Origin of the sequence: Veillonella caviae, assembly GCF_003992125.1 — a bacterium.
Taxonomy (GTDB): Bacteria; Bacillota; Negativicutes; order Veillonellales; family Veillonellaceae; genus Veillonella; species Veillonella caviae.
In genome coordinates this window covers 1-23,014 of the sequence record NZ_RQUY01000028.1, presented here as the reverse complement: position 1 = coordinate 23,014, position 23,014 = coordinate 1, and the positions used below count along the sequence as shown (strand labels likewise).

General features: G+C 36.5%; 21 protein-coding genes and 1 pseudogene. 20 read left to right on the top strand and 2 right to left on the bottom strand.

Annotation, left to right across the window (positions count from 1 at the left end; translation table 11 throughout):
- Positions 1 to 135: 135 nt before the first annotated feature.
- The 16 genes and pseudogenes from EO120_RS09330 (at position 136) to EO120_RS08455 (ending at position 16,060) form a co-directional block, all read left to right on the top strand.
- On the top strand, positions 136 to 306 hold the full coding sequence (locus tag EO120_RS09330; protein WP_479258338.1) for a CD1845 family protein: 171 nt from the start codon (positions 136 to 138) through the stop codon (positions 304 to 306).
- Positions 307 to 491: 185 nt separating this feature from the next.
- A complete protein-coding gene (locus tag EO120_RS08530; protein ID WP_115263294.1) occupies positions 492 to 704 on the top strand; it encodes a helix-turn-helix domain-containing protein in 213 nt (70 codons plus the stop codon).
- Positions 705 to 724: 20 nt separating this feature from the next.
- On the top strand, positions 725 to 1,753 hold the full coding sequence (locus tag EO120_RS08525) for a DUF4297 domain-containing protein (RefSeq protein ID WP_127135053.1): 1,029 nt from the start codon (positions 725 to 727) through the stop codon (positions 1,751 to 1,753).
- Complete coding sequence (locus EO120_RS08520; protein WP_127135052.1) at positions 1,753 to 3,435, top strand: coiled-coil domain-containing protein; 1,683 nt, start codon at positions 1,753 to 1,755, stop codon at positions 3,433 to 3,435. Before EO120_RS08525 ends, EO120_RS08520 begins: the two co-directional genes overlap by 1 nt.
- Positions 3,436 to 3,538: 103 nt before the next feature.
- Positions 3,539 to 6,700 carry a type I restriction endonuclease subunit R gene (locus tag EO120_RS08515; RefSeq protein WP_127135051.1) on the top strand — a complete coding sequence of 1,054 codons (3,162 nt, stop codon included), beginning with the start codon at positions 3,539 to 3,541 and terminating at the stop codon, positions 6,698 to 6,700.
- Between the two features lie 87 nt (positions 6,701 to 6,787).
- A pseudogene (gene rhuM / locus EO120_RS08510) lies at positions 6,788 to 7,641 on the top strand (RhuM family protein).
- Between the two features lie 58 nt (positions 7,642 to 7,699).
- The gene (locus EO120_RS08505) at positions 7,700 to 8,521 is read left to right on the top strand and encodes a Fic family protein (RefSeq protein ID WP_127135050.1); all 822 of its coding nucleotides are present in this window, start codon (positions 7,700 to 7,702) and stop codon (positions 8,519 to 8,521) included.
- Positions 8,522 to 8,726: 205 nt separating this feature from the next.
- A complete protein-coding gene (locus EO120_RS08500) occupies positions 8,727 to 9,041 on the top strand; it encodes an ArsR/SmtB family transcription factor (protein ID WP_127135049.1) in 315 nt (104 codons plus the stop codon).
- Between the two features lie 101 nt (positions 9,042 to 9,142).
- The gene (locus EO120_RS08495; protein WP_127135048.1) at positions 9,143 to 10,021 is read left to right on the top strand and encodes a radical SAM protein; all 879 of its coding nucleotides are present in this window, start codon (positions 9,143 to 9,145) and stop codon (positions 10,019 to 10,021) included.
- Between the two features lie 24 nt (positions 10,022 to 10,045).
- Positions 10,046 to 10,696, top strand: coding sequence for a DsbA family protein (locus EO120_RS08490; RefSeq protein WP_127135047.1), 651 nt, complete (start codon positions 10,046 to 10,048; stop codon positions 10,694 to 10,696).
- 75 nt (positions 10,697 to 10,771) lie between these two features.
- On the top strand, positions 10,772 to 11,005 hold the full coding sequence (locus tag EO120_RS08485) for a hypothetical protein (protein ID WP_127135046.1): 234 nt from the start codon (positions 10,772 to 10,774) through the stop codon (positions 11,003 to 11,005).
- Between the two features lie 1,450 nt (positions 11,006 to 12,455).
- Positions 12,456 to 12,767 carry a nucleoside triphosphate pyrophosphohydrolase family protein gene (locus EO120_RS08475; RefSeq protein WP_127135045.1) on the top strand — a complete coding sequence of 104 codons (312 nt, stop codon included), beginning with the start codon at positions 12,456 to 12,458 and terminating at the stop codon, positions 12,765 to 12,767.
- Between the two features lie 35 nt (positions 12,768 to 12,802).
- The gene (locus tag EO120_RS08470; protein ID WP_127135044.1) at positions 12,803 to 13,288 is read left to right on the top strand and encodes a prolyl-tRNA synthetase associated domain-containing protein; all 486 of its coding nucleotides are present in this window, start codon (positions 12,803 to 12,805) and stop codon (positions 13,286 to 13,288) included.
- Positions 13,289 to 13,483: 195 nt separating this feature from the next.
- Positions 13,484 to 14,248, top strand: a complete 765-nt coding sequence (locus EO120_RS08465; protein ID WP_127135043.1) for a putative quinol monooxygenase — start codon at positions 13,484 to 13,486, stop codon at positions 14,246 to 14,248.
- A gap of 221 nt (positions 14,249 to 14,469) precedes the next feature.
- A complete protein-coding gene (locus EO120_RS08460) occupies positions 14,470 to 14,967 on the top strand; it encodes a methylated-DNA--[protein]-cysteine S-methyltransferase (protein ID WP_127135054.1) in 498 nt (165 codons plus the stop codon).
- Positions 14,968 to 15,037: 70 nt separating this feature from the next.
- Positions 15,038 to 16,060, top strand: a complete 1,023-nt coding sequence (locus EO120_RS08455) for a branched-chain amino acid aminotransferase (protein WP_127135042.1) — start codon at positions 15,038 to 15,040, stop codon at positions 16,058 to 16,060.
- Between the two features lie 84 nt (positions 16,061 to 16,144).
- Here the strand turns inward: EO120_RS08455 and EO120_RS08450 are convergent, their stop codons facing one another.
- Both EO120_RS08450 and EO120_RS08445 read right to left on the bottom strand, forming a co-directional pair.
- Positions 16,145 to 16,537, bottom strand: coding sequence for a thioesterase family protein (locus EO120_RS08450; RefSeq protein ID WP_127135041.1), 393 nt, complete (start codon positions 16,535 to 16,537; stop codon positions 16,145 to 16,147).
- Between the two features lie 113 nt (positions 16,538 to 16,650).
- Positions 16,651 to 17,931: an ADP-ribosylglycohydrolase family protein gene (locus EO120_RS08445; protein WP_127135040.1), complete on the bottom strand. Its 1,281-nt coding sequence runs from the start codon at positions 17,929 to 17,931 to the stop codon at positions 16,651 to 16,653.
- Between the two features lie 237 nt (positions 17,932 to 18,168).
- On the opposite strand from EO120_RS08445, the gene EO120_RS08440 reads away from it, so the two are divergent.
- The 4 genes from EO120_RS08440 to EO120_RS08425 all read left to right on the top strand — a co-directional run bounded on the left by EO120_RS08440 (position 18,169) and on the right by EO120_RS08425 (position 22,885).
- On the top strand, positions 18,169 to 18,900 hold the full coding sequence (locus EO120_RS08440) for a TVP38/TMEM64 family protein (RefSeq protein WP_127135039.1): 732 nt from the start codon (positions 18,169 to 18,171) through the stop codon (positions 18,898 to 18,900).
- A 48-nt stretch (positions 18,901 to 18,948) separates the two neighbouring features.
- A complete protein-coding gene (locus EO120_RS08435; protein ID WP_127135038.1) occupies positions 18,949 to 20,142 on the top strand; it encodes an aminotransferase-like domain-containing protein in 1,194 nt (397 codons plus the stop codon).
- Between the two features lie 241 nt (positions 20,143 to 20,383).
- Positions 20,384 to 21,220 (top strand): Mrp/NBP35 family ATP-binding protein, encoded by an 837-nt coding sequence (locus EO120_RS08430; protein ID WP_127135037.1) that lies wholly within the window; start codon positions 20,384 to 20,386, stop codon positions 21,218 to 21,220.
- A 264-nt stretch (positions 21,221 to 21,484) separates the two neighbouring features.
- The gene (locus EO120_RS08425; protein WP_127135036.1) at positions 21,485 to 22,885 is read left to right on the top strand and encodes an anion permease; all 1,401 of its coding nucleotides are present in this window, start codon (positions 21,485 to 21,487) and stop codon (positions 22,883 to 22,885) included.
- Positions 22,886 to 23,014: the final 129 nt, after the last annotated feature.

Here is a 23,014-nt window from a genome sequence, read left to right as displayed (position 1 = left end):
CAAGCTTTTTACCAACACCTTTTGTCCACCATTTAAAAATTACTAAACAATTTAAAAAGGCGATGCACTCAGTAAATTACTGAGTGCATCGCCTATAAAACCAACACTTTTTGTCCTATAACCCTATATTTCTTGATGCTGATGTGTATCGTTGCTGCAATAGGATCATTTATACAAAAAGATATATCACTTGGAATTGAGGCGTTGGTATTAGGATTTTTATTAAGTCCATATGGAATACCCATGGTCGGAGCAACCGTTATAGCCTTTCTTAAAGGTATAAACGAAGTAATAAAATCAATTTGAAAAATTTCATAAAAATGGTTACAGCCCCTACCACTAGAGAAAGACCCTTATAGGGTCAGAGCAAACCACCCGTTCTACGGGGGGTTATAATTTAAGATAGTTCGAATAAAGAGAATATATTTACTCAAAAAGGATATTTTATGGTATAATATAATAAATAAAGTTTTATTGAACGGAGGATAAGAATGAGAGTTTTTAGTTATAAAAGATTGTTCAAAAAACTGATTGATTTAGATATGACAAATAATGAATTGATGGAAAAGGCAAAAGTAAGTAAAAGCACATTTTATAAGATAAAAAATGGACAAAATGTGACTACGGATGTTTTGCTTAGAATTTGTAATGCTTTGGATTGTGATATTGAGGAAATAGTGGAGTGTATAAGAATTGATAAATAGATTTTGAAAGGAGGTTAATTATGGATAAAGAAAAGTACTACATGAACTTACCAAAAGATTTATCTGGAAGCATTGCTAAAAATCGCTTTAGATTAGAATTATTATGGGGAATTAGTAAAATAATAGATGAACATAAAGCAAACAATGAATATACGATAATTTTTGATTTTAAATGTGATATCGAACTGCATAAAGATGATGAATTGAATTTTTACCAAATCAAGACGAAAAAAAGTGGTAATTATAATTCGAATAACTTATGTAAGAAAGGCAAGAATGAGAATAATTCTATTTTAGGGAAATTATATGCTTTATATTCACCAAACTACAATATAAAATTAGCAATTGTATGTAATAAACAACTTAAAATCAATAATAAGGAAATTGATTTTCCTGAGCAATGTTTTGGAGATTTAGATCAGGATGTACTTGATGATGTTAGGGAAAAGTTGTGTACAGAATTAAATTTAAACACTGTGTGTTTAGATAATGTATTTTATATATTTGATAACATGGATTTATTAAATCCAGAGGATTCTATTAGAGGAAAATTAGTAAAATCTTTCGTTGATATTAAAGGCGAAGAACCTCAAAATCCGAATGCATTATATAGACTGGTCGTTGATTCTGTTAAAGAAAAAGCTTCTTATGAATTTGATTCCGGTACTTATGAAGATGTTGTAAAAAATAAAGGTATTACAAGAAGTGAATTTGATAAAATGTTAAATGCACATAAAAAGGAATCTAAAAATGGAATCAATGAAACACAGGAGTATATAAATAACCTGCCATTTGCTAAGCGAAGAAGATATAATACAGCACTGGGTAATATACTTGAAACGCAGCAAAGTGAGTCTTTACGATTAATAAAAATAAAAATTTATAATTATATTATGGAACATGAAGACTCATTAGACGATATTGAAAGTTATTTAAAAGAAATATCAAAATTATTTGATGACGATTTTGATGTGGAATTTACCGATGATATGAAATCAGTTCAATACATAATGATTTACTATATGTATGCTTCAGGAGGAATTTTATAATGAATGTTATATTTGACAAAATATATATATTTGATGTTGTAAAAAAAGAGGCTTATTCAACAGAATTTAAAAAAGGAGTTAATATTATTACATCGAGTGATATAGATGGAACAGATAGAGGAAAATCAGTTTTATTAAGAAGCTTGTACCATGCTTTGGGTGCGGATTCTCACTTTGACTCGAAATGGGGAGAAAAAGATAAGGTCTATATTTTATTTTTCAAGGTGGATGATAAAGATTTTTCGATTTATAGATCTCAAAAATTATTTAAAATATTTAATGCAAAAGGTGATATTATTTTTACTACTATTCATAGAAGTGAATTAGCAGATTTTTTTTGCAATTTATTTAATTTTTCTATATGGTTGCCGCAAAAAAATACAAATCAATTAGTAATAGCACCACCTGCATATAGTTTTTTGCTGAACTTTTTAGATCAAGATGAATACATCGGTACAAAATTTAATTCGTTTAAAAGTCTTGCTCAGTTCAGTAATTTTAAACTTAATGTTATTTACTCACATTTGGGCATTTACAATAAAGAATATTTCGAACTTGTGAAACAAAAAGAAGAATTAGAATTTGAAATTAAAAGTAAGAAAGAAGAAATAGAAGAACTAATTAAAATGAAAGATAGAACCAATTTAATTTTGGATGGTTTTTCATGTCCGGAAACAAGCCGTGCCTTAGAAAATGAGCTTAATATAGAAACTCAAAAATATTCATCGCTGATTAATGAAATGAATTCAGTAAGGAATAAGCTTGTTGATTTGAGAAATCAATTAGTTGAACAGAATATCACTTTATCTCAAATATCTAAATTTGAGATAAAAGAAGAAAAGGAAATAAAAACTATTTTAAAATCAAAAGTTTGTCCTGAATGTCATTCTGTTTTAGATTCGACTTTGGAACTAAGGAGTAAGAGGTATAATCATATTGATAATGCTCTTAGTCTGAAAGATGCAATAAAAACAGAAAATGCCCATATTGAAGATGAAATATTCAAAAATGAGGGAATATATTCAAACTTGGCTTTGGCTTTGGAGGAGCATAATAAAAAGATTTGTAAAAACAAAAAGGAAATCAAAGACTATATCAAGTTCAGAGGACTAAATAAACTAATCGATGAGATTAATAATGATTTGACTATTAATAGCGGAATTATCGACAGCACAAAGGAGGCTCTAAAACCACTAAAGAAAGAATTTAAAAGTGTTAAAGATAAAATGAAATCTGTTGATGAAAATTACTATTATTTGATTGATAAATTAAAAATAAGATTCAATTTAAATGAGTTGGAAGCTGACAGTTACGAACAACTATCTAAAAATTTTTGTGCAAGTGGAAGCAACAAACCATTATCAACTGTTATATGGTATCTAACACTCAATGATTTAAAACAGAAATTTAATCCTGAAGGAACAACATTTCCAATGGTTTTTGATAGCCCTAATAATGCGGAGACAGACCAAGAGAAGAAACAGGCATTAGTCGAGTATATTATGGAATCATCAGATCAATTTAGCCAGTTAATTGTTTCGGCAATAGGATTTTCAGAAAAAGATTATAGCATTAATTCGAATATAAATATAAAAGTTTTAGAAAATGAAAAATATAGCTTACTAAATAGTGAGATGTATGTTCAGAATTATGAGCTTTTGCAATGTATGAACGATGCTTAATATAGTAGTGGTTTATAAGGAGATGGCTATCGCTCCATCTCCTTACCCATGTAAATTCCATAATTTATCATAGAAACATAGCAAAAATTACAGGAGGTTGAATATGCCGAGTTTATTTACAGAAGATACATACGAACAAGCAATCATTGAATTGTTTGAAAACATGGGCTATGACCACTTCTACGCTCCGGATTTTGATAGAGATTATACCAGTCCGCTTCTGGACTCTATTCTGAGAGATAGCTTGGTGCGCATCAACCGCGGTCTGCCTGTAGAAGCTATTGATGAAGCCTTGGCAAAATTAAAGAATTTTGATACCGGAAGCCTGTTGCAGAAGAATATGATATTTATGGATTATCTGCAAAATGGCGTTACGGTTAAGTTCTTTGTGAAAGGCGAGGAGCAATCATCGATTGTACGTTTGATTGATTACCAAAATGTAAAGAACAACTCTTTTTACGTGGTAAATCAGTTTACGTTTTTAGAAAACGGAAATAACCGTCGTCCAGATATTATTTTATTTATTAATGGATTGCCTCTTGTTTTGATGGAATTGAAGAGCCCGGCTAAGGACGAGGTAGGAGCTGAGAATGCCTACCATCAAATCCGCAACTACATGCAAGATATTCCATCTATCTTTTATTACAATGCAATCTGTGTAATTAGCGATTTGTCTACGAATAAGGCCGGAACTATTACCTCTGGATTAGATCGTTTTATGGAATGGAAAACCAAAGACGGTAATTACGAAGATACTGCGTATGCTTCCTTTGAAACCTTTTATGAAGGTATGTTTCAAAAGGAACGTCTGTTGGATATTTTGAAAAATTTTATTCTTTTTTCAGGCGTTAGCAATAGTCGTTTCAAAGTGTTAGCCGGATACCATCAGTATTTTGCTGTTCGCAAAGCGATAGAGAAGGCAAAGGTGGCAACGAAGACCGATGGTAAAGGTGGTGTATTCTGGCATACGCAGGGCTCAGGTAAGTCATTATCTATGGTTTTTTATGCACATTTATTGCAAGATGTATTAGATAGTCCAACAATCGTAGTCATGACAGATCGTATTGATTTGGATGACCAGCTTTATGCGCAGTTTTCGCAGTGTGCAGATTTTTTGCGTCAGACACCGGTGCAGGCAGAGAGCAAGGAACATTTGAAGTCACTTCTTGATGGCAGAAGTGCGAATGGAATTATATTTACCACGATGTTTAAGTTTGAACGTGGAGAGAAAGCTTTGTCAGAACGCAGAAACATTGTTGTTATGGCCGATGAAGCGCATCGTGGTCAGTATGGCTTTGATGAAAAAATCGTTATGTCAGAGAATGAAAACGGTGAAAAGGAAGCGCATACGGTAATTGGTAATGCCCGTATTATTCATGATGCATTGCCGAATGCCACGTTTATTGGCTTTACTGGTACACCGATTTCAGCTAAGGACAGAAATACTCGTGAAGTTTTTGGTGATTATATCGATATTTATGATATGACGCAGGCCGTGGAAGATGGTGCTACTCGTCCGGTTTATTATGAAAGCCGAGTTGTTCATCTGAAGTTGGATGAGAACACATTGGCGTTAATTGATTCTACTTATGATGTCTTAGAGCAGCAGTCCGGTGCACAAACAATCGAGAAAAGTAAAAAAATGCTTGGTCAAATGGAAAGCGTGCTGGGAGCTGATTCTACGATAGAATCTCTTTGTGATGATATTGTTGAACATTACGAAAAATATAGAGCAAATCTTCTGACGGGGAAAGCCATGATTGTGGCGTATTCTCGTCCGATTGCCATGAAAATCTATCACCGAATCTTAAAAATTAGACCTGAATGGACGAATAAAGTCGGTGTAGTCATGACTGGCGGCAACAACGATCCGGAAGATTGGAAAGAGATCATCGGAACAAAATCACACAAAGAAGAGCTCGCAAGGAAGTTTAAAGATAACAATGACCCGATGAAGATTGCCATTGTAGTTGATATGTGGCTCACCGGTTTTGATGTACCTTCTTTGGCTACTATGTATGTGTATAAGCCGATGTATGGTTATAACTTGATGCAGGCTATTGCTCGTGTTAACCGTGTATTCAAGGATAAAGAGGGCGGATTGATTGTAGACTATGTTGGAATTGCATCAGCTTTAAAGGCTGCAATGAAGGAATATACGAAACGCGATCAGTCTAAATACGGTGATATGAACATTGCAAAGATGGCATATCCGAAGTTTCAGGAGAAGCTACAAGTTTGCAAGGATTTATTACATGGCTTTGATTTTAACGGATTTATAGGTGGCTCTCCACTTACAATGGCTAAGCTTATTACGGGTGGCGTAAACTTTATTCTCGATGCAAGTGTACCAGAAAGAAAAGATTTGTTCTTGAAGGAAGCCATGCTTTTGAAACAATCCCACTCGCTTTGTTCCAGTATGACTACAGAGCAGGAGCGGCATGAAGCGGCTTATATGGAGGCTTTGCGTTCTACGGTTATTAAGATCACGTATGGAGGAACAGGTGGAAAAAGTTTGTCTCTTATTGAGATTAATAATCAAATCAATGAACTTTTGAAAGCGGCGGTACAGAGCGAAGGTGTCATTAGCTTATTTGACAGCAGCAAGAGTGGCGGTGAAAATTTCAGCCTGTTTGATCCAGCAGTCCTGGACGAAATCTCTAGAATGAAGGAAAAGAATATAGCTGTCGAGATTTTGAAAAAACTTATGGCTGAGCAAGTGGCTCTTTACAAGAGAACAAATGTGGTACAGTCACAAAAATTCTCGGAGAAGATAGCACAATTGATGAACTCGTATTATAACGGACTAATCACCAATGAAGAGGTTATTAAAGAACTTCTGAAAACTGCAGAAGAGATCGCAAATCTCTATAAGAATGGTCAGGAACTTGGACTTTCACAAGAAGAGCTGGCATTTTATGATGCCCTTACAAAACCGGAGCATATCAAGGATTTTTATAAGAATGATGAATTGATTGCTTTGACAAGAGAACTTACAGAAATGCTTCGTAAGAATCGCACTATCGATTGGCAGAAGAAAGAAACTGCTAGAGCGCAGATGCGTAAGATGGTTAAGCGACTCCTTAAGAAATATAAGTATCCGCCGGAAGACTATGATTTTGCAATAAGCACAGTAATTAGTCAGTGTGAGCTTTGGACGGATAATGTGGAACCACGAAAAGAGGAAAAACTCTATAAATATGTATCTGAAATAGAACTAAGCAAGGTGGCAGAGGATACGGTTTCTTATGGAGAAAAGAAGTAATGGGGTTGCGAAATAGTAGGAACGGCGGTTGTAGCTATAACAAAATCTACTTTATGCTGTTTTTTCTGATTGTAAAGCTGTTGGCAGATGAATGAAAATCAACAAATGGAGAGATTTAGTATGAAATCAAAAGAGTATAAACTAACCATTCGTTCCAGCGCTGCAGAATACCTGACTTATGTTGCCTCAGTTGGTGATCAGCAGGACAGTATTGAGATGCGCTATGAGGATGAGAATATCTGGCTAACACAGAAGATGATGGCCACGTTGTATGGCGTAGATGTTCGTACAATTAATGAGCATATCAAGAAAATTTATTCTGATTCGGAACTTGAGGAAGATGCAACTATCCGGAATTTCCGGATAGTTCAAACCGAAGGCTCGCGTCAGGTTACTCGTGATACGAAACATTATAATCTTCAAATGATTATTGCTGTTGGTTTTAAGGTAAACAATGAACGAGCAGTGCAGTTTCGTAAGTGGGCCAATGGCATAGTGAAGGATTACACCATTAAAGGCTGGGTCATAGATGATGAACGCCTGAAAAATAGTGGATCCGTGCTTACAGTAGAATACTTTGATCGCTTGCTTGAGCAGATTCGAGAAATTAGACTGTCAGAGCGTAGATTCTATCAGAAGATAACGGACATCTATGCCACAGCTCTTGATTATGACCGCACGGCAAAAACGACAAAGCAGTTCTTTGCCAAGGTGCAGAACAAGATGCATTATGCAGTTTACGGTCATATAGCAGCAGAGTTGGCTTATGAGCGCGCTGATGCCGACAAGCCACCATGGGATTGATTACTTGGGGAGCAGCACCAGATGGCAAGATTGTAAGAAGTGATGTGAGTGTTGCAAAGAATTATCTTTCAGAAAAGGAAATGCGTTCATTAGAGCGTATTCATGAGAGTATAACTATGTCCATGCTTAATCATTAATATTAGGAGCTAGTTCAATATTGCAACTGGGAATGTAAATTTAAGGAGGTGATGAATAATGTCATATAATTCTTTTACAGAATATATAAAAACTGTGGAGCCATCAAAACGTGAAAAAGCTTATGCATGGCGTACTGCTATAGGGCTACAAGCCGTTGATGGATTAGAGCCATCTGAGTATTTAATTGAATTGGCTGTACAAAATATTGAAGGGAAAATTTCTATTCATGACACGAATGATCTCTTGCACAGCTACTATGAAGAAAAACAACCTACAGAAAATCTACAGCGTATAGAAGAGGCTGATAAGGTTTCCGCTAGGATTACTCAATTGCTATCAGACAATGGATTTTCTTTTACACCTAATGAATATATGTCTATCCATAAGAAATTGTTTGAAGGCATATATTCTCATGCTGGTAAAATCCGTGATTATAATATAACTAAAAAAGAATGGGTATTAGATGGAGCTACTGTTATTTATGGTAGTGCATCTGAATTACGAGCTACCTTAGCATACGATTTTGAACAAGAAAAATCATTTAGTTATAAAAATCTTACTATGGATGATATCATTCATCATTTAGCAAAATTTGTATCTCAATTATGGCAAATTCATGTATTTGGTGAAGGAAATACGAGAACGACAGCAGTATTTTTTATAAAATATTTACGCACATTAGGTTTTACTGTTGAAAATGATATGTTTGCTGAACATTCTTGGTATTTTCGTAATGCTTTAGTTAGAGCAAATTATAATGATTTAAAAAATGGAATTTATGAAACTACTGAATTTTTAGAACTGTTTTTACGTAATTTATTACTTGGTGAAAATCATGAATTGAAAAATAGAGATTTACATATTAGTGTAATTAGTTAAGCTATTCTGATTAGAATATATATGATTGACTTAGGTATTTAGACAAATAAAATTTGTCATCTTAGCTTGGGCAAGAAATCCTATTACAGCCCCTACCACTAGAGAAAGACCCTTATAGGGTCAGAGCAAACCACCCGTTCTACGGGTGGTTATGATTTTTGCTTACAAGTGTTGACATATCGCGAAAGATAGATATAATAAATGTATGGATAAGATTGAAATTTTTAAAGCACTATCAAATGAAACCCGGCTCAGTATTATTGAGTGGTTGAAGGAACCGGAGAAAAACTTTCCGCCGCAGGGAGGACATTTTGATGATGTGGTGGATCTGAAAGGCGGTGTGTGTGTTGGAAGCGTCCGCGACAAAGCCGGGATATCACAGTCAACCGTATCTCATTACCTAGATATGCTGCAAAAAGCAGGCTTGCTTCTTTCCGAAAGGCACGGAAAGTGGACGTATTACAGACGGAATGAAGAGACCCTCGCTGCGCTGGCAGACTACTTCGGTCACGAAATTTAAGTTGTGCATAGATTAGACGGGATGAAGATCCCGTTTAATTTAAACCATTACATATCGACAAAGTGAGATATAAGGATATATAGAAACGAGGAGGAATTCGTATGCATTTTTCAAGTGGAATCGTCAGACCGCCTTATGAGGCTGGTTCCTGTTTTTTACAAGTAACATCGGGGTGTTCGCATAATCAGTGCCGCTTTTGCACCTTTTACAAGGAAGCACCTTTTTCCGTATCTCCGGAGAGTGAGATACGGGAGGACCTTCAGGAGATCCGGGATTCCGGATGGAAGGTAAAGCGGATTTTTCTGCAGGGGGCAGATCCGCTCCTGATGAGCTACGACAGGCTTAAAAGAATCATGGACCTGATAAAAGAATACCTGCCCTGGGGTGTTTCCGTCGGCGGATATGGCCGAGTGGATAGTGTAAGGAACAAGTCTGTAGGTGAGCTGAAGTCGTTGAAAGAGATGGGATACGACATGATCGTATTCGGAATCGAGTCGGGCGATGATGCTGTCCTCGATAAGATGAACAAGGGCTATCATGCTAGTGATATAGTGGAACAGCTCTCCAAGATGGATGAGGCGGGAATGCATTATTCTGTCATCTTCTTATACGGGCTGGGAGGTCATGAGTATGGTATGGGGCATGCCGTCAAAACAGCAGAAGTGTTAAACCACCTGTCGCCCGTCAGAGTACTGGCTTCCGGGCTCTCAATCTTCCCTGACACACCGCTTATGGAGGAAGTAAGAAGAGGTGAGTTCGTAGAGGCTACAGAGACAGAGAAGATACAGGAACTGTATACCTTTGTGAAGACGCTTGATATCCACACTCTGCTGGATGCGACGAATGTCTCCAACATGATGCCGGTATATGGACATCTTCCGGAGGACAAAGAGAAGATACTGGCGATGCTCAAACAGGGTGCAGACGAACAGGGGGAAGAGCGATTGCGGATGCGAAGAGACAGTATGAGAAGCCTGTGACCAGGATAAAAAGGCGGTATTTAGATGAAAGTGTATTATATTTTTGACAGCTATTGTGGATGGTGCTATGGGTTTGAAACAATTCTTAAACCGTTTATTGAAGCACATCCGGAATTGGAAGTAACGGTGTTATCCGGTGGATTATTTATGGACGGTCATTCACTTTCGGCATTTCCGTATATGAGTGATACGAATAAAAGAATTGCGGATATGTTTGGCGTGGAATTCGGCAAGCCATATCTGAACCTGTTAGAGACGGGAAGTATGGTTCCTGACTCGAATGATGCCGCAATAGGATTTGGAGTTCTCAGGAGCTTCTTACCTAAAGGCGAACATGTTAATCTTGCGTCAAAGATGCATGAAGCATTCTATTTGGATGGTAAATCACTTTCTGACGTGGAGACGATCGGATCAATCGCCAAATCCTATGACCTTCCTGCAGACAAGATCGCAGAGGCGTTCATCCGTATTTCTGAAGAGGGCAAGTACCATCCGGACTTTTATGAGGCAAGAAAAATAGGAGTCACATCCTTCCCGACGCTGTTTCTTGAAATAAATGGGAAGCATTATGACTTAAAAGGAAGTGCGATTACCCTCAATGATTTAGAGGAAAATCTGAATATCATTAAGGAAAAGGGCGGTATGGGATTATCATCACAGAAGATTTTGCCGTAACAAGGACTGCGGGGGCATCAAAAACACTGGTAGTTTTTTGGGAAGATAGGCAGATAGAGCCGTTACGACAGCTTGGTGGAATGGTACGACAAGGCACGAAAACAGTTTGATGAAGCGAACCGCCAGATATCGGAAAAGAACGCAAGGTCAGAACGGATCGAGGATTTCATCGGGAAGCTGAAAGAACAGAACGGTGTGATTGAGGAATTTGATCCGTGGTTGTTGGCCTGCATGGTGGATTTCGTCACAGTAGGCCGCCGGAAGGAGATGATTTTCACCTTTCGGGACGGTACCGAGATAAAGGTATAACTGAACATAAATCAGGCGACAGACACTCCGCTCCGGCGGGGTGTTTTTGTGTTGAGTGGCAGAGTGGAATCATTTTAATCGAAATGTTATAATGTTGAAAATTGAGGATTTCCAGGTCTATTTGTGTCTGGAAAACGAAGATTAGCAGGTGTGATAGGTTGCATACACCCAGTGCACCTATCTGTATGAAACGAGGAAATACAGACCCAGTGTGCATTTTGGGTTAAGGAGTGTAAATGCCGGAAAAGTTACATTGTATCAGATATAGAAGGGCAACAGATACGGCGCGAGTGTCGGGATTAGATGTCATGTACAGCTTGAATCTTTTAACGATGGGTATCGCGGAGCCGGTAGTAGAATGCCAGCCGAGAATCTGCGACGGTAGAAAAACGGACATTGAAAAGCAAAACTGGACATTCAAATAGAAAACCAGACATTGGAATCATGCCGGAGCAGGTTTAATAAGCAACAACTTGATCGGTGACCGACCAAGATAAGCGACCAAGATACCGACCAAGTTAACGGCATACTGGGCCTAGACCTTGATCATAAACCGATTGAGCAGAGGAGAGGAGGTCGAGACGATGGCCTCCCTCCAGCCCGCCGTATTATAGGTAGAAAAACACGTGGACCAGTTACCGCAAACGGAGAGCAGGTGTAAAAACGTCGATTTTCGGCTTAGAGCAGTTCCCGCGAACGGGCGGAGATGTGTACGGAATCCAGACATTCAGGTGCTTGTCTCGTGCCATGTGGAGTGCGTTGCATTGATGTCAACAGTTGCACCCACTTGCCCCTACCTTAAATATGTGGATTTGATGGAGAAGGAAAGATACTGTACCGTATGGAGGATATATGATTTTCTCCAAAATGATACAATTCCACGCAACATATATACTCAAAAGTGTTTAGAATAGAGAGTTTTTAGCAGTGCTCTCTAATTTACAATTAGATGTGTAATTGTGCGTTTATGTTGGGGGAGTGGTATATTTTTAGGGGGGGAAATTGTTTACTAAAGGGGTCAAACAATTACTAGAGGGGTTTAATTCAATACATACACTGAATAAATAGCATTGTTAATTCAAGAAAGTGATTTTGAAATGAGAAACAACCAAAAAGTTAAGGTCTAATATAAGAGGAATAAATTTGAGCAGTGACTAAGATTAAACTTTATAAAAGCATAGATAAAACTAGGCTTTTTTTATTATAGGAAGGAGGTAATAGTAATATGATTATTAGAAAGATAGAGGCTCGTGGTGGGGATGATGTGGGGATACTTAGCTTGGGCAAGAAATCCTATTACAGTTCATAGATTATAATAAAAGGCGGTTCTGAAGAACCGCCTAAAAAAGATCTGAATGTGTACCTGTACGAAAGAGAAATAATGAAAGGATATCATTGTCAATACGGTAGATAAGAAATCAGTTTAGTTTTATTTAACATAGGAGAAAGTATGGATTTAAAAGAAGTAAATTTGCGTTCACAAGAGTTAAGACGTTTATATCATAAATTAGAAATTGAAAATCATGGGTTGACTTGGTCTGTAGAAGAGGATGCATTAGCATTTTTAACGGATGCAGCCTTAGTGGGACGACTCACGATGGACAAAGAAGGTCGATGGCCAAGTAATAATACAGAGTTATTGCCAATGAAAATTGGTGAATGTGTTTGGTGGCTCGCTGTTTTAGCTGAACGAATGGATATGAGTTTTGAAGAATGTGTAGAAGTATTTTTAAAACAGCAGTTAGACCTATTAAAGAATTAAAATTTTAATGTCAAAGTATTTATGAAAGTAAGAAAATGTTAGACAAACAAGCTGTATATAATCTATTAAGAAAATATAATATAAATTTTGAAATTACCGACCATGCGCCTTTATTTAGTATGGATGATAAGCCCAATGTGGAATTGCCTTATCCAGAGTGGGATGCTAAAAATTTATTTATAAGAGATCATAAACGAGAGCATTATTATCTTATTACGGTACGTGGATCTAAAAGGGTAGACTTAAAAGCTTTCAGAAAAGACCATCAATTAAAGAAGATATCCTTTGGTTCTGAAGAAGAACTGTGGGAGATATTAAAAATTAAACCAGGCCATGTATCGCCATTTTGTTTGCTCCATGATGTAGACCACAAAGTGCATTATTATATCGATTCAGATTATAAGCACAATCGTATAGGTATCCACCCTAATGAAAATGATGCTACCGTGTGGCTACAAGGACATGATTTAGTGAATCTTATAGAAGAACACGGTATCACTGTGGAGTTTATAGATATCTAAATGTCTGAATAGCTATATGTTGCTATTAGTGTGAAATCATATATAGGTTGCTATATACCAAAAAAGCTCGCACTGTTTTGGCGTTAATTAAAAAGGGGATAAAGTTTACTTATACTCAACTAGATGTTATATTGATATACAATATATTGAAACAATGATTTGAAGAACATGATTAATAAAGGGAAGAATTTTTATATGAAAGTAATTTTATCTAAGAGGTTTCTTTTAACAACCGTCATCGCAATTTTAGGGATTGGTACTGTTTCTGCGCTTAGTTTTGATCAACAACAGGAATTTGACAATGCGCCTGTAGTAGGCATGTACCGATTTGTTATTCCTAGTGAATTACAAGACGCTTATAACTCTGTAGGTGTAGAGAATTTGACGAATTCTATGATACAGGAACCAAATACATTATCTATGAACGTGGCTCATGTAAAAACAAATCCTACTACATCGTATGTGATCGAAATATATAAAGATGGCAATGCACTCGATACGCATCGTAAGTCTGAGCATTTTCAAAAATATGTTAATGAAGTAGGGTCTAAATTAACGAATCGTAAATTGTATGATGTACAACCTATGTTGTTAATGGAAAAAGCAGAGCCGTTATCTGCTATTAATGATAATACATCTGTAGTGTCTATGACTGAGTTTACTATCGATAAAAATGAAGAAGATACGATTCTTAAACAATACCAACTTGATATAGAGCGTGCTATTCGTGATGATGTTGGTTATAAGGCAGGCTATATTTTAAGAGATCGAAATAATAAAACATATTGGTATGTTATTCAAATCTATAGCGATGATGTAGCATATAAAAAACATGTATCTAGTCCGGGATATCGATTTGCTATGGGACAAATTCAACCGTATCTGAAAAATTTTAAAACAGAAGTTCTTCAAGGAGATATACTAGTCAATCATGGGGGTCAATCTTTTCTTCGCAATTAATGGATGAGCGTGGTTTTCAACTATCATAAACTAATTATGACGGTCGGTAAAATTGGTTCAATAAAACGAATTACATTTATTTGGGATAATGACAGTTGAATGTGGAAACTTTCACAAACTAAAGGAATCTGATATAATATAATGAGTAAAGTTACTGCTAGCATGTATATGTGTGCTAGCAGTTTTCTATTATATGAGGAATGATTATGAATGCTGATACTATGAAATATAAATATACCTATGATTCTCCATTAGGAAAAATGATTATGCTCGGTACTTTGACATATTTAACAGATTTGTTTTTTGAAGATGAGCAATATGCACCAACTTATAATAGCGATGAATATATAGAACAATTGACAGGTCCTTTTGAAGTGACAGTTATGTGGTTAAATCAATATTTTAAAGGACAAAAACCATTTATACTGCCGCCTATGCAATTAGAAGGAACTGATTTTCGCAAACAGGTTTGGTCTATTTTACAAACAATACCGTATGGTGAAACCACTACATATGGGGTGATAGGTAGAAAAATTGCAGCAGCACAAGGTAAAGAAACAATGTCTGCCCAAGCCGTTGGAGGTGCTGTGGGGCATAATCCAATATCTATCATCATTCCATGTCATCGTGTCATCGGTAAAAATGGTCAAATGACAGGATATGCTGGTGGTATTGAGCGTAAGGTGTATATGTTGGAGCTAGAAAACAAGTCTCTATAGAATCTATTGAAATTCCCCCTTTATAGTGATAAGATTATATGTATATTCAATATCTATGGAGGTAATTGTTATGAGCAAAAATATCGATTGGGATAACCTCGGTTTTGGCTATGTTGAAACTGATTACAGATACTTAACTACTTATAAAGACGGCAAATGGGATGAAGGTAATCTTATTACAGATGCTAATGTTGTATTAAATGAATGTGCTGGTGTATTCCAATATGCACAAACTATTTTTGAAGGGTTGAAAGCATACTATACAAAAGATGGTCATATTGTTTGTTTCCGTCCAGATCTTAATGCAGAACGTTTAAATCAATCTGCTGAGCGTCTTGTAATGCCAACATTGCCAGAAGGTCGTTTCTTAGAAGCTATTAAAGCAGTTGTAAAAGCTAATAAAGATTTCGTACCTCCATATGGTCATGGTGCAAGCCTTTATATTCGCCCTTACATGATGGGTACAAATTCTGTTATTGGTGTAAAACCTGCCGATGAATATCAATTCCGTGTATTTACAACACCTGTAGGACCGTATTTTAAAGGCGGTGCGAAACCAATTAAAATCCGCACTACAGATTTTGACCGCGCTGCACCTCACGGTACTGGTCATATTAAAGCAGGTCTTAATTATGCTATGAGCTTGTATGCTATTACAGATGCACACAATAAAGGTTATGCTGAAAATATGTATCTTGATGCGGCTACACGTACTCATGTAGAAGAAACTGGTGGTGCTAACTTTATCTTTATTACAAAAGACGGTACATTAGTAACACCTAAATCTGATAGTATTTTACCATCTATTACTCGTCGCTCCTTAATGTATGTAGCGGAACATTACCTTGGAATGAAAGTAGAACATCGTCCTGTTCATGTAGATGAATTGAAAGACTTTGCTGAAATCGGCCTTTGTGGTACAGCAGCTGTTATTTCTCCAGTAGGTCAAATCGATACTCCTAATGGTACTATTAATGTGCCGGCTGGTATGGAAGAAATGGGCCCAATGACTAAAAAATTATATGATACATTGCTCGGCATCCAACATGGTGAAATTGAAGCACCAGAAGGATGGGTAGTAACTATTTGCTAATTTTATTGGTTAGGTTACGAACTATTACATAGTAAGAAAAAACGACACTAGTCATGTTGATTAGTGTCGTTTTTGTATTGGATATTAATTAGCCGTATTTCTTGTAGCCACCTTTGCCATAAATTTTTCGTTATTAATCACAAATCGATCATGTGTGCCTTTCCCAATGACACCGACGCCATCATGAGCTTCAATGTGGAAAGAAATTTTACGTCCTTCTATAGCCACTACCGTAGCCTTAGCTGTAATCGTTGCACCTATAGGTGACGGTGCATCGTGAGAAATAGATAAGGAGATACCTACAGTGCCTTCACCATCTTCTAAATGTGGTTGTACAGCTGCTTGAGCTGCTTCTTCCATGAGAGCGCACATAGCAGGTGTAGCGAATACATCTAAGGAGCCAGATTTCATTGTTTTTGCAATATTACTTTCATTAACTACGACTGTAGCAGTACTAGATTGACCAATTTCGACCATAGTATACCTTCTTTCATATAAATAATTAGAATTGCCATTATTCTTAGTATATGTATTATATGTTACCATATTTATAAATCAAAGTTCTAATATAGGGTGATTATTAATTAACACTATAGTTTTTCTCTATATACTACGTAATACGTTTGACCTAGTACTGTTTTATATGGTTGGCGATAGGTTTGCGTTGTTTTATAGGTCGCTAATATAGACGCTGGCTCTGTAATAGCCGGTTCTATGGGGGTAGATATCCATGAGAGGTGAGATTGGTTTTCTAGCTCTTTTTCTATAGATTTCGTATATAGTTCATTAGGATTGTCAGCTAACAAATAAGAGACAAGTTGTTTCATATATAGATAATCTTGTACTTCATTCCAATGTTCTGCAATTATTGAAGATCCATATCGAGCACCTAGGATTGAACCGAGAATAGAGGCTGATGTATCACAGTCGATACTAGAGTTTGTAGTACAAGCAATAAATCCTTCTATAGGATTTTTATAGTAATATTCTAAATAATATAGTACAGATAGTACTGTTGAAATTCCATATCCTCTATTACGATTATGGATGTGAAATTTACTTAATATTGTTCTTATATCTGTTTGATGGATTAAATCATCTTTTAACTTAGATAAGGTTGTCATATATTCGGTAACTGTATTTTGCCAAGTGAGTTCATAGTTTTGACCAATTATCTTTTTATATTGTTGGTGAAAGTCTTTTGGGAATGCATCGATAGGTAATGTGGACCATAAAGCATCCTGTTCTTCTATGTAATCTATATATTCTAAAAAGGTTGTTTCTTTACTTTTATGTAATGCATAGAACTGTAATAATCCTATTATCATAGTACCTATAACTGCTTCTGGATGACCATGGGTTAATAGACCATGATGAGCTATATGAAAAAGAAGGGACTCTAGTGATGTATCATTGCGATGTTGAATAACGATCGGGAATTGGCGCATCATGCCGCCATTACTACGGGCTGTAAAATAGTTTTTACAGCTTTCATGAAACCATGGCGTCGAGTTTTCTAGATAAGCTTTAGCCGATGATTTTACAGAACGTCCACCGCCGCGTTGATAATGTAAAAAATAAATTAATTCCTTAATAAAATGGGCATTTTCATTTTGCGATAATAGTGAGCGTAATGTCATCAATGTCATTTGTGTATCGTCACTATAGTTACCTTTTTCTAAAGGTTCTAATGTTTTCATTGTGATTCCTCGACTACCCATGCGTCGGAACCAATTATGAAAATACCCGGGCTGTAATTCTTCTAAGTTGCTTATACGTCTAGGGTTTTCATAAGGCCAACCCAGTGCATCTCCTATGGCTGCTAACAGAATACCTGCGTAACATTTATCATTTATTACTGGTGTTTTCATGATAGTTGCTCCTTTAATCAGTACGTTAATTTCTTAATTTAATCATAAAGTATGTATGGAGATATAGCAATGAAGTTAGGCATAATTGAATGGTTTTTATAAAATATAATGATTAACTTATATATTTTCTATAGAATGATGATATAATAGAATTATCTTTGTAAAAGTTGATGCTTTGTTATATGTCCTATGATTTGTGAGGTATCAATAATAAGTCGATTATGTTGAAAGGTTTTTATGAAAAATCAAAATCCTATGCTGTTCGGTGAAAAAGGAATACAGTTACTTGCCAGCTTTTTATTGGTCGTTGTGCTCGTAGTCATTCATGTACTAGATCCAACGTTTTACCCTACCATGTGGCATTTGGCTACATCTGGTAGTATGGAGGAAATCGCCACTTACATCCAAGGTTTTGGGCCGATGGCGATGGTGGTCAGCATGGTCCTCGATATATTTGTCAATGCTGTGGGTTTCTTACCATCCATTTTTATTTCCACTGCTAATGGTCTTGTCTTCGGTATGTGGCCTGGAATTATTATTTCTTGGTTAGCTGAAACGATTGGCGTTATTATCAGTTTTTACATTATGCGTTATTTCCTTAGAGATACGGCAGATAAGCTGATTGCTAAGAGTACCGTGCTGATGAAAGTAGATGATTTTTCCGGTAAAAATGGTTTCGTAGTTATGTTATTTGCCCGATCGCTACCATATTTTCCATCTGGTGTAATCACTGCATTAGGGGCTATTAGTAAAATTAAACCGCGCGATTATATCTTGGCGAATCTGATTGGCAAATTCCCATCTACTGCATTAGAAGTAGCCATTGGTACAGATATCGTCAACTATCAAGATAATATGAGCCGATTAGGTATAATCGTAGTAGTGGCAGCAGTAGTATATTTTATTTTGTGGAAGGTTTATAAACGATATATGAATAAGCGTAATAGCGAAAACAATATCGAAAAATAGCAGAACCTTTATCGTGTAGTATCATCATTAACATATAAGAGGTGCAATATGAGTTTTTCTCTTCCTGAACGTGTAACATTAAAAGGTCCTAATTTTATTCGCGAAGTGTTTGAACGCGGTGTAGGAGTACCAGGATTTATTAGCTTTGGCATCGGTAACCCTGCACCAGAGGCGATACCTGTGAAGGTTATCCAAGATGCTTTTGATGCCATCGTCCATGACAATCCTATGAGTTTATTACAATATGGTCCTATGCAAGGGGATGCAAGATTGGCAGAGTTAACATTACAACGATTGTCTACAGTGCACCATATGAATTTAGAAGGACAAGGTCTTATTATTTCAAATGGTGCGGGGCAATTACTAGGTTTAGTACCGATTACTGTATTGGAACCAGGCGATGAGGTATATATGGATGATTATACTTTCACCAGCGCTATTAATTCGGTACGTAATATGGGTGGAAAGGCAATCGGTATTAAAACTGATGAACATGGTATGATTCCTAGTGAATTAGAGACAGCAGCAAAATCGGGAAAAGGGAAATATATTTATCTTATTCCTAATTTCCAAAATCCTACAGGTATTACGATGCCTCTAGAGAGACGTAAAGAGATTTATGCTATTGCATCAAAATATGATTTATTTATTTATGAAGATGATCCATATGGTGAAATTCGTTTCGCTGGAGACCATGTACCGAGTTTTAAATCTTTTGATACAGAAAATCGCGTACTTTATGCAGGTTCTTATTCTAAAACCTTGTCAGCAGGTCTTCGTGTTGGTTTCTTGTTAGGTCCAGAAGATGTTATCAGCACTATTCAAGCATTGAAAAATAATACGGCTGGTCAAATGCCATTGGTAACACAAAAGGTAGTAGCTCATGTGTTAGATCACATCAATTATGATGAACATTTAGAGAATGTGCGCGCCGTATATAAATCAAAATGCGATGCTATGATGCGCGTATTTAAAGAAAAAGGCAGTTCTAAAGTTCATTTGACAGAGCCTACAGGCGGTATGTTTGCGTGGATGACAATGCCTGAATCAGTAGATTGTGATGCCTTTTTTGAAGCTTGTATGGATAAAAATGTGGGAATCATTAAATGTGGTGCTTTTGCGGCAGATGGTGTTACCAATGGTCATGCATTCCGTTTGAGTTACACAGTGCCAACCATTTCTGAAATTGAGAAAGGTATGGATATCCTTTGCGGACTAACAAAAGAATTCTGTGGTGAATAATGTATCATTAAACTTCTTTGCTGATATAGAGTAGTATAAAACAGTATTTATTATATTCTTATATAGAAATGTAATAGGGGAATTTTATTGGTATATTGATAACAATGGATATAACATGATACAATAGAACTGTAAATATCTGTGAAAGCTATAGGCTTTCAGCAACGATAGTATTTACAATACATAAACAATATCATTACATAGATTTAGGGAAAGTCCCTATAGAAAGTAGGTGTTTACAATGGGTTGCGGTAGCAGTAGTGATTGCGGTGGATGCCCATCTCAATCTCAAGGTTGCAGCAGCAGTGCTCAACCACAACAACCACAAGATTTAACGGCTCCATTACACGAATTGAGTTCCGTAAAACATGTCATCGGTGTTGTATCCGGCAAAGGTGGCGTAGGTAAATCTTCTGTTACAAGTTTGATGGCCTTAACAATGGCTCGTAAAGGTTATAAAGTAGGTATATTGGATGCTGATATTACAGGTCCATCTATTCCTAAAATGTTTGGTATCAAAGAAAAAGCATATGCTGATGAAGTTGGTATGTATCCTGTTACCTCTAAAGGTGGCATAGACGTTATGTCTGTTAACCTTTTGTTGGAAAACGATACAGATCCTGTTCTTTGGCGTGGTCCTATCCTTGGCAATGTAGTAAAACAATTCTATAGTGATGTAATTTGGAAAGATATCGACTATTTATTTGTTGATATGCCACCTGGTACAGGTGATGTTGCTATCACTGTATACCAATCCTTGAAATTAGACGGTATTATTATCGTTACATCCCCTCAAGATTTGGTGTCGATGATTGTTGAAAAAGCTGTAAAAATGGCTGATTTAATGCAAGTTCCTATCATCGGTGTTGTGGAAAATTACTCCTATTTTCATTGTCCAGATAATGGCAAGGATTACAAGATTTTTGGTGAAAGCCACATTGAAGAAATCTTACAAAAATATGGCCTCTTGTTATTAGGACGATTACCAATTGATCCAAATATTGCAAACCTTTGCGATGCTGGCGATATTGAGTCTATCGAAACAACAAACCTCGAAGACGTTGCTTTGCCACAATAAAATGAAAGCTGTACACTCCGGTGTGCAGCTTTTTTGCTTGTTATAAATTATATTTATTCCTAACACATTAATTTATATTTGTCCTATGATTTTATGTATTGTTACAATAACTATGTAATTTTATATTATTTTTGTACAGGGCCTTAATATGTGTAGAAATATAAAAATAATATACGGTAAATGTGATGAGTTTTATAGTATTTTAAAGTATATGGTGTTAATCTTGGTTATATTTTTATATTATCCTAAGTAGGAGGTCAGGAAATGAAAAAATTAATGCATTGGCTCGTGCCTATCATTCTTGGTGTCGTCATTTGGATGATACCAAATCCAGAAGGGGTAACACCGCAAGCATGGCATCTATTTGCTATCTTTGTGGCTACCATCGCAGGGTTTGTAACGCAACCATTGCCAATTGGTGGTGTGTCTATCATTGTTATTACAGTAGCAGCTTTAACAGATACATTAAAAATTGGGGACGGTCTATCTGGTTTTGCTAATTCATCGATTTGGCTTATCGTGGCAGCATTCTTATTTTCCCGCGGTTTTATTAAAACAGGTTTAGGTAAACGGATTGCGTATAATTTGATTGCTGCTTTTGGTAGTAGTTCTTTGCGGTTGTCCTATGCATTGGCTTTATCTGATTTGATTTTAGCGCCAGCTACACCATCTAATACAGCCCGCGTCGGTGGCGTCGTAATGCCGATTACGGCTAGCTTGGCAAAGGCATTTGGTTCTGATCCACAAGAAAGTCCAAGAAAAATTGGTGCTTTTCTGATGCAATCTATTTATCAAGTTAATACTATTACATCTGCTATGTTTATGACAGCTATGGCGGGTAATACCTTAGTAGCTGCATTGGCATTACAATCCTTTGGTATCACTATTACATGGGGGGATTGGGCAATAGCAGCCATTGTACCTGGTATTTTGGCACTTATCATTATGCCATATTTTATTTATAAAATGTATCCTCCAGAAATCACTGATGCTCGTGAAGCTCAAGCGATGATTCGCGAAGAATTAAAGAGTCTTGGTGCTATGTCTGTACAAGAATGGATTATGCTTGGCGTATTTATATTAGCATTGGCTTTATGGGCTACAGCTCAGTTTACTAATCTCCATGCTACCGTTGTAGCATTCCTAGGTATTTCAATCCTTTTAGGTACAGGCGTTCTTGTATGGGATGATGTGAAAAGTGAAAAAGGTGCATGGGATACACTAGTTTGGATGGGGACCTTGATGGCCTTTGCAGGATTCTTATCTAAATTTGGATTTATTAAATGGTTTACTGTTCTTCTTGGTACTTATGTGCCAGAAGGCTCGTGGCTTCTGGCTTTTATCGTTGCTGTTGTAGCCAACTTATACGCACATTATGTGTTTGCATCCTTAACAGCACATATATCTGCTATGTTCGTAGCATTCTCTGCTATTGCTATCTCTGCTGGTGCACCACCGATGTTGACTTTGCTTATGATTGCTTTTACATCTAATCTCTGTATGTCCTTGACACATTATGCAGCAGGTCCAGCACCGGTTGTATTTAATACGGGCTATGTAACACAAAATGAATGGTGGAAACTCGGTTTCATCGCATCCGTTATCAACCTTATTATCTTTGTAGGTATTGGTTCGTTGTGGATGAAAGTTATCGGCATGTGGTAATTTATGTATACATAACGTCGTCCCTTTTGGGACGGCGTTTTTATGTTACAATAGCAGTATATCTATTAGAACAAAAACCGCTGTAATACAGCGGTTTTTTGTTATATCGTCATATATTCGTCAAAAATC